This window comes from Halodesulfovibrio oceani subsp. galateae (assembly GCF_055397225.1).
Window position 1 is genome coordinate 780,385 of the sequence record NZ_AP042453.1, and the last position, 12,186, is coordinate 792,570.

9 protein-coding genes are annotated in these 12,186 nt (G+C 41.9%); all 9 read left to right on the plus strand.

Translation table 11 applies throughout. The features are described from left to right. The first annotated feature begins 434 nt into the window (after positions 1–434). Positions 435–2,834 (plus strand): sensor histidine kinase, encoded by a 2,400-nt coding sequence (locus tag ACZ5V1_RS03515; RefSeq protein ID WP_464390634.1) that lies wholly within the window; start codon positions 435–437, stop codon positions 2,832–2,834. Between the two features lie 20 nt (positions 2,835–2,854). Beyond that, positions 2,855–4,042 (plus strand): ATP-binding response regulator, encoded by a 1,188-nt coding sequence (locus ACZ5V1_RS03520; RefSeq protein WP_464390635.1) that lies wholly within the window; start codon positions 2,855–2,857, stop codon positions 4,040–4,042. A 559-nt stretch (positions 4,043–4,601) separates the two neighbouring features. After that, positions 4,602–5,435: an AraC family ligand binding domain-containing protein gene (locus ACZ5V1_RS03525; RefSeq protein WP_464390636.1), complete on the plus strand. Its 834-nt coding sequence runs from the start codon at positions 4,602–4,604 to the stop codon at positions 5,433–5,435. Positions 5,436–5,445: 10 nt separating this feature from the next. Then, on the plus strand, positions 5,446–6,048 hold the full coding sequence (locus ACZ5V1_RS03530; protein ID WP_464390637.1) for a LysE family translocator: 603 nt from the start codon (positions 5,446–5,448) through the stop codon (positions 6,046–6,048). A gap of 921 nt (positions 6,049–6,969) precedes the next feature. After that, a complete protein-coding gene (locus ACZ5V1_RS03535) occupies positions 6,970–7,677 on the plus strand; it encodes a hypothetical protein (RefSeq protein ID WP_464390638.1) in 708 nt (235 codons plus the stop codon). A gap of 170 nt (positions 7,678–7,847) precedes the next feature. Further along, positions 7,848–8,849 carry a UDP-N-acetylglucosamine 4,6-dehydratase (inverting) gene (pseB, locus tag ACZ5V1_RS03540; protein ID WP_464390639.1) on the plus strand — a complete coding sequence of 334 codons (1,002 nt, stop codon included), beginning with the start codon at positions 7,848–7,850 and terminating at the stop codon, positions 8,847–8,849. Positions 8,850–8,854: 5 nt separating this feature from the next. After that, complete coding sequence (gene pseC, locus ACZ5V1_RS03545; protein ID WP_464390640.1) at positions 8,855–9,967, plus strand: UDP-4-amino-4,6-dideoxy-N-acetyl-beta-L-altrosamine transaminase; 1,113 nt, start codon at positions 8,855–8,857, stop codon at positions 9,965–9,967. Between the two features lie 25 nt (positions 9,968–9,992). Further along, the gene (locus tag ACZ5V1_RS03550) at positions 9,993–10,880 is read left to right on the plus strand and encodes an aldo/keto reductase (RefSeq protein WP_464390641.1); all 888 of its coding nucleotides are present in this window, start codon (positions 9,993–9,995) and stop codon (positions 10,878–10,880) included. A 2-nt stretch (positions 10,881–10,882) separates the two neighbouring features. Next, a complete protein-coding gene (locus ACZ5V1_RS03555) occupies positions 10,883–12,184 on the plus strand; it encodes an aminotransferase class III-fold pyridoxal phosphate-dependent enzyme (RefSeq protein WP_464390642.1) in 1,302 nt (433 codons plus the stop codon). Positions 12,185–12,186 lie beyond the last annotated feature (2 nt).

A 12,186-nucleotide genomic window follows, 5' to 3' on the forward strand; every position in this document is an offset into this window, starting at 1 on the left:
CGCAAAAGCAAGTATCATTTTGCGGTACCACTTTGGTACCACTTTTTAACAATAACAAGCTGAAATGTGATGACGTATAATGAGTGTCTTTTTAAAGAAAGTCTAGTTTAAATAGATTGTTGTATGATGTACTATGAAGTGGTTTGAAAGCAAAAAAATTGATTCGTAATCAGTAGGTCGTCGGTTCAATTCCGATTGTTGGCTCCAGTAAAATAAGCCTCCCTATGCAAGAAAGTATAAGGAGGTTTTTTGTTTTTGGGAAATTCTTGATTAGTTGGTTCCGAAATGAACGGTTCTACCTGTCTGGTGGAACCGTTTTTGCCATCCTATTTTGTAAAGAATGGAACATGGTTCGATTGTTATAATAATGTGAGGGAGGTGTGTATAACGTACACTGGTAGTAGCCTGAATTGTAGATTGTGAGGGGGAATGGAATGAAGCGATGCCACAAACTCTCTGTTGCCTTGGTTTTGTTGGGAGTAATCTGGACTGCCATGGCTATGCTGCCTTCATCGTTGTATGCACAGAATGAACCACGACATGTTCTACTGCTGAACTCATATCACCAACGAATGACGTGGGTGGAAAATTTGACCCGTGCTGTTGTGGATGTTTTGGAGCCTGAAAAAAACAATTTGATACTCCATATTGATAATATGGATACCAAAATGGTGTTCTCACCAGCATATTTTCTCGCTTATAAAAAGCTGCTTGCGGAACGCTATAAGGGCATTTCTTTTAGTGTTATTATTTCTTCAGACAACTATGCTTTCGACTTCCTGCGCTACCATCGTGATGATTTATGGCCGAATATCCCCGTTGTTTTTTGTGGTGTAGCTGATTTGAAGCCATACATGCTTAAGAATGTTTCACTTTTTACCGGAACTGAAGAAACTCCTTCGCCCCGTGCCACCGTGGAGCAAATGCTCCGTAACCATCCTCATATCAAGAAAATATTCGTGATTAATGATTACCTGAAGACAGGTAAAAGTTGGAGGCGGTACATTCTGAAAGAGCTCAGAGACCTTGAAGACCGTGTGGACTTTGAACATAACATAGAAGAGCCAGTTGGTCGTTTACGCGAACGACTGCTTTCACTGGGAAAAGATACCGCGGTTTTGCTCGGGGTCTATTTCAGGGACAGCGAGGGACGGCAGTTCTATACATATGAAAGCATCGGTGAACTTCTTACGGCAGATATACCGGTTCCGGTATACTGTCTTTTAGGGTTCAATTTGCGCAAGGGAGTTATTGGAGGAGATGTCATCAGCGGATATTTTCAGGGAAAGTCGGCCGCCCAGATGGCAAAGCGTATTCTGGCGGGAGCAGCTGTTAATAGTATTCCTATTGTTCGCACTGGCGCAAACAAGTTTATGTTCCGCTATCCAGAATTGCAGCGTTGGAATATTGCTGAGGACACTTTGCCTAAGGGAAGTATCATCTTGGACCGCCCCGTTTCTTTTTTTGAGATGTACCGAGAATATATTATTATAGTTGAAATCATAATTGGTGTTCTTTTTCTTATTGTTCTTCTTCAGATGGTACATATTGCACGGCGAAGAGTTGTTGAAAAGGCATTGCGTAAAAGTCGTAGGCGGTTCGCTGTACTGTTGAAAAATATGCCCGGGATGGCATACAGAAGTGTATCTGGTTCCGATTGGCTTATGCGTTTTGTAAGTGAGGGGAGCAAGGATCTTGTAGAATATTCTCCTGAAGAATTGCAGGAGGGTGGAGTTGTTTCCTTCTCGTCACTTATTGCAAATGAAGACAGAAAAAAAGCCAGAATGACTATTGATGCACAGCTTGAGCACAGTAATAGTTTTACTGTTGAATATCGACTGCATTCTTCATCCGGTGAAGTGCGCCACGTATTAGAACGAGGGCGGTATGTGAAGGAGGCGGAAGAGGAAGCAATGCTTGAGGGATTTATAACTGATGTTACAGATCTTAAAAAGTCACAGGCTGAGTTGGCCTCGCTAAACCAGGAGCTTGAAGATCGAGTACGACGACGTACGGCAGAGCTGGAAAGGTCTTTAACGGATTTGCAAAACGCACAGCAGCAATTGGTTGAGGCGGAAAAACTGGCGTCACTCGGTGGATTGGTTGCCGGAGTTGCTCATGAAATTAACACACCGCTAGGTATCGGTTTGACAAGTGCTACTTACCTGCAAGAACGCCTTACAAAGCTTGAAGAAGAGTACAAGGCAGGGAGCTTCAAACGTTCAACACTTGAGCAGTTTATGCATGTTGCCGATGAGGGCTTGGCCGCTACCGTCACTAATTTGCGTCGGGCTGCCAGTTTGGTGCAAAGCTTTAAGCAGGTAGCTGTGGATCAGACTTCTGAAGTGCTACGTGAGTTTGAATTGTACGGCTATCTGGGAGAGGTGTTGGCAAGCTTGCGTCCACGCTGGAAGCGTTCAACGCATACTGTTGAGTTGCATGCCGAAGGAGATGCCAAAGGGACGATTGTTAAGACATATCCCGGGGTGATTATGCAAATTATGTCGAATTTGATAAGCAACTCGTTGGTGCATGGTTTTGAAGAAATGCAGAATGGTGTTGTAGAAATTGTTTTAAGGCGTACAAATGGAGATATAAGCATTGATTATCGGGATAATGGAAAAGGCATGACGCCGGAGCAAATACAGCGAGTTTTTGAGCCATTCTTTACGACAAAAATGGGCAGTGGTGGTTCTGGGCTCGGCATGCATATTGTGTGGAATCTTGTGACACGTAAGCTCGGTGGAGTTATTGAATGTCACAGTGAACTCGGTCAGGGTGCCAGATTTGTTATCACGTTTCCAATATTACCTGAGCAGGAAACAGAGAGTTAAACCTGAAAGGGGGATGGCCTGTGGTAGTTGATGAAGATCTGTTGTTTGCTGATGAGGAAGATTTAGAGCCAGTGGCTCGTGAACCGCAGCGGTGGCGGATACTTATTGTGGATGATGAGGAGGAAATTCATGCCGTAACTCGTTTGGTTCTTAACGATTTTACCTTCGAGGGACGCGGACTTGATTTGATCAGTGCCTATAGCGGCAAGGAATCTATAGAGTTGTTGCGGGATACTGAAGATATTGCCGTAGTGCTTTTAGATGTCGTGATGGAAGATAATCATGCCGGTTTGGATGTCGCACGGCGTATCCGTGAGGAGTTAAACAATCCTTTTACTCGTATTATCTTGCGCACGGGGCAGCCGGGTCAGGCTCCTGAAAACAAAGTTATTTCTGAACTTGATATCAATGACTACAAACAAAAAACAGAACTGACAGCGCAGAAGTTGTTTGTCACTGTTACCACGGCATTACGTTCTTTCCGTGATTTAAAAACAATAGATACAAATCGTCAGCGTCTCTTACAACTGGCAATGTCTGTTGCCCATCAGATTCGTAACAGAACCATGAGCATTGCAGGATTCGCGAATATTGCCGTCAGAGAACTTATGGCTGGAGAAGATGTTGTTCCTCAGCTGGATACTATTCGAGTAGAGGCCGCCCGTCTGGAAGCACTTGTGTCATCTGTTTCCGACTTTGCTTCACTCTCGCGTGGAGTGAAAAAGGATGTCTTGTTGAAAACGGTTGTGGACGAAGCATATGCTGCAACGGAAAAGAAGCTTGCATCTAAGGATATCAATTTTGCAGAAGTTGCAACAATGAGTGTTGATGTTGATGATCTGATGATTGAAGCAGACAGGAGTCTTGTTGTCCGTATGTTGGAAGAGTTGTTAATGAATGCTGTTGTGTTCAGAAAAGAGGATTGCCGCATAGCAATTACTGCAGAGCCTCTTAAGGAGGGGTGTCTCTTTAAAATCGAGGATAATGGCGTAGGGATAAGCTCTGAGATTGTAAGCTACATTTTTGATCCATTTTTTTCTTCTCTTGCTGATGGTGTGGGTATGGGGCTTTGTACGGTTAGAAAAATTGTGGAAGAACATGGTTGGGAAATATCAGTCAGTAGCTCTGAGAATCAGGGGAGCACTTTTGAGATAGTGATACCAGTTTGTGTTGATAGCGAACCTAATGAAGAGGGCGAGGATGCCTAATCTTCCTGAACAGCGGGTGGATGATTTTGCCACTTTTGTGGAACAGGTTGTGGTTATGTGACAGCTCTGTCTGTTGGTTAAATAGAAGAGAGGACGTTTTTACGTGGCGGGTACAGACTGCTGATGATTGGGGAAAGCTTTTATTGTTTGGCTGATTTTTGGTTTGTATCCTAAGGTCATGTTCGCCAAAGGGAAAAGTGATACCTGTCGAGGGCATTTCTGGTAACATTTGGACCCAGCGGCGTGAATTGAACATGTAAACTGAGGGTCGTAACTCAGTAGGGATTCGGTTCAATTCTGATTGGTGGATTTATATAGTTTGAGGGCTTACGGCATGCCAGCAGGTGTGGTGAAAGTCCTTTTTTGCGTTCTGTCTCTGGTTTTTCCCTTTCCTGTCCTTTACGTTTTGATGGTAGGTTATTCATCATAAAAGGCTAAATGAGAGTTGATAGTAACTTGTTATCCCCTGTGGTATCAGGAAGATAGTTAATTGAGCAATTTTGTCCAAGATTTTGCCTAATAGATTGTTTAGTCTTTGAAACAAGGCAAAGGATTGAGAATGTCAGCAAAGCAGAAGAATAAGTTTCAGTTTTTGAGTGCAGATAAGTGTGCAGGAGTGATGCTGCTAAAAGCAGTTATGACTGATTTCTCTTATGGAAAGCATGCGCATGAGGAGTTTGCAATTGGGGCTCCCTTAAATGGCATTCAAGAATTTTCATGTAGGGGGCGACAGCTTAGAGCATTCCCCGGGAGTGTTATCTTATTCAATCCGGAAGAAGTACATAATGGAAACCCTGCTGAGAATCTGACGTTACGTTACCAGATGCTGTATTTCGACCCCAGCGAGTTTTACCCGCTTCTGGATTGTGCCGCTAAGAAAAATGATAACGTTTTCCGAAGTGAAGAGAATCTTTTTGTTGATAAGGTACTGCATTCGTTTGTTTTGGGAATGTCAAAACATGTCAGTGAAGCAAAGAACTCTTCACTTGAGTATGAATGGTTCCTTTATCAGTTTGCGAGACGTCTCAGTCAAAGGATGGGGACGTTCCAGCCGGATGCGTGGTGCGATAAAAAAGATAGCCTGTTAGTAAGGGCTAAGGAGTATATTTGCGATAATATCAAACAAGATATGTCGATTGATGACCTCAGTAGCGAGGTGCATATGTCCAAATATCATTTTATCCGCCTGTTCCGGAGCCAGTTCGGTTTGCCTCCGCATAAATTCATACTGAACTATAAAATTAATCTGGTGCGAAAATCTCTTGAGCTTGGCTTGTCTTCAACAGATGTAGCGATGGAGTATGGCTTTTTTGATGTAAGCCATATGACGCGCCACTTTAAAAAATCGTACGGGATATCTCCAAGGCAATATCAAAAACAAATAGAAGGATAATGGCAACGACATGTTAGGGATAATTTTCTATGCAATTGGAGTAATGTATACTCCAGGTCCAGTTAACATTCTTAGTTTAACTAACGGAATGCAGAGAGCTTCATATAAGCATGTTCCGTTTTCTTTAGGCGTCGCAACAGCTTTATGTTTCTGGTTTCTCTTGATTGGATACACCGGAAGTGCACTGATAAGCGAAAAGCAGTTGCCTATTATTGCTGGAGTTGGCGTTTGTTTTATTTTTTATCTTACGTATCAAATACTGTCTTCTTCAGGCAGCGCATTTGATAAAGACAGCGCGGCAGTTAATCTTACGTATAAAGAAGGATTACTGATGCAGTTGTTAAACCCCAAATGTATGTTGGTTGTGTTGCCAATAGCGACAGTGCATTTTCCTGCTGTTGGTATTGAGGGGGGAGCAATTGTCGCCTGGTCTATTTTGCTTGGCTGTCTTGGCTTTGGAGCACCATTTATTTATTCAATATTTGGCTCGTTACTTTCTAAAAGTGTAATAAAGACTTCTTATCTTACGTATGTAAACTACCTTATGGGCGTTATGTTGTTCTTTGTTGCAGTTGATATGGCATATCAGCATATTTATTTGGAATTGATTTAAAAGAAGTCGCATATCTAGAGATTCTCCTTCCATAGCCTTTTTCTATGCTTTACCCACCGCCCCTATTAATTCTTTGGTAACATTTCCTATCTCGCTCGAGCATGCATAGAAGTGTTATAATCTGAATTTTGAATTCTTCTGACAGTGTTCGCTACTTTTAGTATCTTTTTGAAATTATGAGTTTATAGCTTAAAAGAATCGTAGAGTAGAAACTATTGATGTCTATGTTTAGATAAAAAAGGGACTTACGTTAAAACGTAAGTCCCTTTTTTTGTTTTTGGAGTTTTATTCTGTTTTCCAATGTGTTGAACGCAAAGGCGAGTGCATAATGAATTTACATATGGACTAACTTTCTGTTTTAAATGGATAAAAATTGTTTTCGTAAGACTCTATATGCTTTTCTCAAGCTCTTGTTTGTTTTTGTGACAGAGCTTTAGCTCAAGTATAATTTTATCATATACAGTCCAACTTATTGAGCTATTATGTGTCCAAAATCTCCCATTTGTTTTTTTAACAATGTGTAGATCAGAGTATATTTAGGCAACTTTTTTCATACTTATTATGATCTATCCGCAGGGAGTAAGTTTTGATCAGCACTGATGAATTGTGAAAACATGATATTTGTGAGTATTTCACTGCGAAAAGAAAAATGTTTTTATATTATCATTGTATAATAATGAAAACTGAAAATAGATGATAGCAATAGTAGTATTAAGAACATGTTTTTATTCTTAATAAAACAGTAAATATGATCACATAGTGCAATTTTTTTTACTCTGAAGTTAAATTTAATTTTAATTTTCTTAATAAAATAATTAATACGTGTTTTTAATATCTATGATGATTTATTTTTTACAATAAAAACAAATTCAGTGAGTCGTAAGTAAAAAAAATGAAAAGTAAGTAAAAGATGAGAGTAAAATGAAAGATACAATAGAAAAAAAATTGAACATTAAAGAGATTGGGCAGCGTATATGGAACAAAAAAATATTTATTATAGCAACTGTAATGATAAGTACAATGTGCGCTGGAGGTGTTGCGTACAAGGTACTTGTTCCTAAGTACTATTCTGAAGTCGCGATTAAAGTCGGTATTCCTTGCAATTCAGAACGTCAGGCGGATCTAGCTTCATACCGTTTCAGTCAGATGGCCGAGTACTGTAATTCCATTCCTGATGTCTCGTTGAACGCGGATGGAGAAACAGTCTTTATTACATGGACATCTACGTCTCCTGAGTCAGCTAAAAAACTGGCAGATGCTGGAGTCAAAGGTTTGCAGGAGTATGTTCGGAGCGAAAAAAATAATCCATTAATACAGCATCGCAAAGCAATTGAAGAGCAACTGGCAACATTAAAAACAGCTATTAATGTACTGGAAGCGAAGGTTCTTAATTCACAGAGTAAGTCTAAAGAATCTCAATACGAGCTTGATGCGCTATATACAATGTATAAGGCCGCAAGCAAGCAACTTGTAAGTGCCCGTATTGATGAAGTCGGCTCAACTATTTCATTGCACGTGCTTTCTGCTCCTGAATTAGGGCATCAACCTTTAAAGACGAAAAAAGAGTTTATTGTGGGGGCAAGTGCTATTGTGTCCGGCGTCCTTGCAGTGCTGATGGTGTTGCTGTGATATGTTGTTAAATTAGTAAGTTATCTGTTTTGATCTAATCAATGTAATTTGAAGTTGTATTATGCTGGAGTCACAGATGGGGAGCTGATGTTTTTATGGGTGAGTTGGATTCGTATTGATGTAATTTTTTTATTTTTAGTCATATGAACATTCAAGAAGAGTGGTGATTCATGTTTAATAATAAATCGATCTTAATTACAGGCGGAACCGGTTCATTTGGGAAAAAATATACCAAAACGATTTTAGAACGCTACAAGCCGAGAAGGCTCATTATTTTTTCTCGTGATGAATTGAAGCAGTTTGAAATGCAGCAGCATTTCAACGATCCATGTATGCGTTATTTTATTGGCGACGTACGTGATGGTGAGCGTCTGATGCAGGCAATGAATGGAGTTGATTACGTTATTCATGCTGCAGCGTTAAAGCAGGTACCAGCAGCAGAATATAACCCCATGGAGTGTATTAAAACAAACGTCTACGGGGCAGAGAATGTAATCAAAGCCGCAATTGCTAGCAACGTTAAAAAAGTCATTGCCCTTTCAACTGATAAGGCTGCGAATCCTATCAACCTTTATGGTGCGACAAAGCTTGCTTCAGACAAACTTTTTGTAGCGGCTAACAATAGCGCGGGTGGAAAAGATACACGGTTTGCTGTTGTTCGTTATGGCAACGTCGTGGGGTCTCGTGGTTCAGTCGTACCTTTCTTTAAAAAACTGCTCGAAGACGGCGCAACGCATATTCCAGTAACGCATGAAGGTATGACTCGCTTTTGGATTACCTTGCAACAAGGCGTTGATTTTGTATTGAAAAATTTTGAACGGATGCAAGGCGGTGAGATTTTTGTCCCTAAAATTCCATCAGTAAGAATTATGGATTTAGCAGAGGCATACGGCAAAGGTACGCCTGTTAAAATCGTCGGGATCCGCCCGGGTGAAAAGTTGCATGAAATTATGTGTCCGGCTGATGATTCTCATTTAACACTCGAGTTTAATGACCATTACGTCATCCGCCCATCAATTGTCTTCTATGCCATCGAGTGTGACTACACATGTAACCCCCTTGGAGAACATGGAGCGCCTGTACCACAAGGGGATGCTTATCATTCTGGTACAAACCCTGAGTTTTTGTCAGTTGAGAGAATTCTCGACTTTGACCAGTACGCTGAAGAGTAACCCAAATGGAAAATGCAGCGTTTCTACCTTATGGCAGGCAGCTTATTGATGACGACGATATTCAGGCTGTAATCTCTGTGCTTCAGTCAGACTGGCTTACAACAGGCCCCCAAGTTGCGCAGTTTGAGCAGGCTATCTGTGAATATACCGGTGCAATGTATGGCGTTGCTGTTAATAGCGGAACTGCCGCATTGCATGCCGCATTACATGCTTTAGGGATTGCAGCAGGGGATGAGGTAGTCGTTCCGGCTATCACCTTTGCTGCTACATCTAACAGTGTATTGTATTGTGGTGCAAAACCGGTTTTTGCAGATGTGTCTACCGATACGTTGTTGATTGATGTTGAGTCCATTGAAGCAAACATCACCTCGAAGACGAAGGCCATTATCGCTGTCGATTATGCAGGGCATCCTTGTGGTTGGGATGCGTTAAGAGCTATCGCCCAAAAGCATAATCTCAGTCTTGTTGCTGACTCCTGCCACGCGATCGGAGCAGAATATAAAGGCCAAAAAATTGGTACATTAGCAGACATAACTGTTTTTAGTTTTCATCCGGTGAAACATATCACTACCGGCGAAGGCGGAATGGCAGTTACTAACGACACGGTCTTAGCCGAAAAAATGCGTGCGTTTCGCAGCCATGGAATAGCAGTAGATACTCGTCAAAGAGATAAAGATAACGCATGGTTTTATGAAATGACGGAGCTTGGCTTTAACTATCGCCTTACCGACATTCAGTGTGCATTAGGATTTTCCCAGTTAGAAAAGCTGGATAAGTGGCTTGTAAAGCGGAATGAGCTTGCACAACTTTATTCTCCCAAACTGGAGAATGGATGTGCGACCCCGTTAGTATGTTCTGGTGATGTCATAAATGCTTATCATTTATATGTGGTGCGCACTAAATGCCGAGACGAGCTCTTCCTCAAGATGAGGGAAGGTAATATTGGCGTCAATGTGCACTATATTCCTGTCTATTTACATCCTTACTACCAATCTCTCGGATATTCCAAAGGCATCTGCCCTAACGCAGAAAAGGCTTATGCAGAAATCATGAGTTTGCCAATGTGGGTGGGGATGCACGAATCGGATATCGATAGAGTGGCTAGGTTCTTCGATTAAAAATCGTAACATTAGTGAGCATACTATGCTGAGTAGGCTTGTTTTAGGGACAGTTCAGTTAGGGCTTGATTATGGTATAGCCAATACTTCAGGAAAGCCGTCGCAAAATATAGCAAATTCAATTGTCGCCACTAGTTATGGTGGTGGGATTCGATGTTTTGATACAGCGTTGGCATATGGTGAAAGTGAGACAGTGTTAGGTCGAGCTTTGAAGGAAGGAGGCATTGGAGATGCTAAAATTATTTCCAAGTGTTCGCCTGAATTGTCAGAAAATGCCGGGGACGAGTTGTTACGTGATGTAGAAAGCTCTTTAGATCGCTTAGGAGTGAAATCACTTTATTGCTTGATGCTGCATGATGAAGATCACTTGGATCTACTTCATGGAGAAATCGGCGATGCACTGCAGCAATTAGTTGACCAGAGGAAAGTAAAACGAATTGGTATCTCTGTGTACACGCCTGAACGTGCATTGGAAGCGCTTGAACATTCAATAATTAATGTGCTCCAAGTCCCTGCATCACTTTTTGACAGACGTTTTGAATCGGCTGGTTTTTTCTTCAAAGCTAAGACTTTGGGAAAAGAAATTCATATTCGCAGCACCTTACTTCAAGGTGTGTTGTGCATGGAACCAGAAAAATTACCTCCGTTTTTGCAGGAACTCAGCCCGTCTTTGACTGAGTTTCGTTCAGTTTGTTTCGAGAGAAGGATTACACCAGCGGCAGCAGCATTGGCCTGGTGTTTGACATCATATCCGGACGCTTCTGTTTTATTTGGAGCAGAGACAGCGCAGCAGGTTCTGGAAAATCTCGAAGCTGTACCATTGGCTAATGAAGATTTTTTGATGGAAAAACTGACTGCTATTCTTCCACCTCAAAAGGAACAAGTGCTCAGTCCGTTATATTGGAGCAGATAAGAATGTCACTATCTATAAGTACACAAGAAAGAGCGAAGATATTTATTCCCGGAATTACTCAGTTGTTATCCAAAAATCCGACCCGTTTTAGTGAGGGCATCTGGCCGTCGTATTTTTCAAAGGCGAAGGGTGCATATGTCTGGGATTTAGATGGGGAAAAATATCTTGATATGTCGATTTCGGGCATTGGAGCGTGCATTCTTGGATATGCAGATGAAGATGTAGATGCTGCCGTATGCGACGCAATACATAATGGTGTTGCCTCAAGTTTGAATTGTGCAGAAGAAGTCGATTTGGCTGAAGAATTATGCACACTTCACCCTTGGGCAGAACAGGTACGCTTTACCCGTTCTGGAGGAGAAGCAATGGCAGTTGCAGTTAGGCTGGCCAGAGCTAAAACAGGTAAGAGCGTTGTGTTGTTTTGCGGGTATCACGGATGGCACGACTGGTATATTTCCGCAAATATTGCGGACGAAAGCGCATTAGATAATCACTTGATTGCGGGTCTTTCTCCGCAGGGTGCACCGCGAGAATTATGCGGTACTGCTTTCCCGTTTGTATATAACGATACGGTTGAACTGGAACGACTGGCAGAAGAGCATAAAGACAATCTCGCAGCTATTGTTACTGAGCCGATTCGGAATTTTGAACCTACGGAAGCGTTTCTTTCATCTTTGCGGAGCACTGCAGACAAGTATGATGTGCCGCTTATCGTTGACGAGATCTCTGCAGGCTTACGCTATAACACAGGTGGAGCGCACCTGACGTTTCCTGGTTTTGAGCCTGATATTGCAGTGTTCTCAAAAGGCTTGGGCAATGGGTACGCCATTGCGGCTGTCATTGGTAAAGAACGTGTTATGCGCGCTGCTGAGTATTCTTTTATCAGCTCTACCAACTGGACTGAAAGAATAGGGCCGGTCGCGGCTCTTGCAACATTGAAGAAACATCGTGAACTGAATGCAGGTGATCGCTTAGTCGCACTGGGAACTGCTGTGCAAGAAGGCTGGGTACGATTGGCACAAAAATATGGATTAGACATTCACGTTGGTGGAATGAAGCCAATGGGACACTTTTCCTTTGAGGAAGAAGAGTCCGTAAAAAATGCATACTTTATTCAGCTGATGCTTGAGCAAGGTTTCTTAGCAGGTGAAAGCTATTACGCGATGTACGCTCATACTTTTGAACAGGTAGAGCAGTACTTGGATGCTACAGATATCGCGTTTTCAGCAATCGCAAACACAAAAGATATCATGTCTAAGCTTGTCGGGAAGCCTACGGTTTCTGGTTTTGGCAGGATTGCATAGGG

What these genes read in the sequence shown, in the direction of transcription:
- ACZ5V1_RS03515 (WP_464390634.1), top strand. Translation starts at nt 435, where the DNA reads ATGAAGCGATGCCACAAACTCTCTGTTGCCTTGGTTTTGTTGGGAGTA.
- ACZ5V1_RS03525 (WP_464390636.1), top strand. Translation starts at nt 4,602, where the DNA reads ATGTCAGCAAAGCAGAAGAATAAGTTTCAGTTTTTGAGTGCAGATAAG.
- ACZ5V1_RS03530 (WP_464390637.1), top strand. Translation starts at nt 5,446, where the DNA reads ATGTTAGGGATAATTTTCTATGCAATTGGAGTAATGTATACTCCAGGT.
- ACZ5V1_RS03535 (WP_464390638.1), top strand. Translation starts at nt 6,970, where the DNA reads ATGAAAGATACAATAGAAAAAAAATTGAACATTAAAGAGATTGGGCAG.
- pseB (WP_464390639.1), top strand. Translation starts at nt 7,848, where the DNA reads ATGTTTAATAATAAATCGATCTTAATTACAGGCGGAACCGGTTCATTT.
- pseC (WP_464390640.1), top strand. Translation starts at nt 8,855, where the DNA reads ATGGAAAATGCAGCGTTTCTACCTTATGGCAGGCAGCTTATTGATGAC.
- ACZ5V1_RS03550 (WP_464390641.1), top strand. Translation starts at nt 9,993, where the DNA reads ATGCTGAGTAGGCTTGTTTTAGGGACAGTTCAGTTAGGGCTTGATTAT.
- ACZ5V1_RS03555 (WP_464390642.1), top strand. Translation starts at nt 10,883, where the DNA reads ATGTCACTATCTATAAGTACACAAGAAAGAGCGAAGATATTTATTCCC.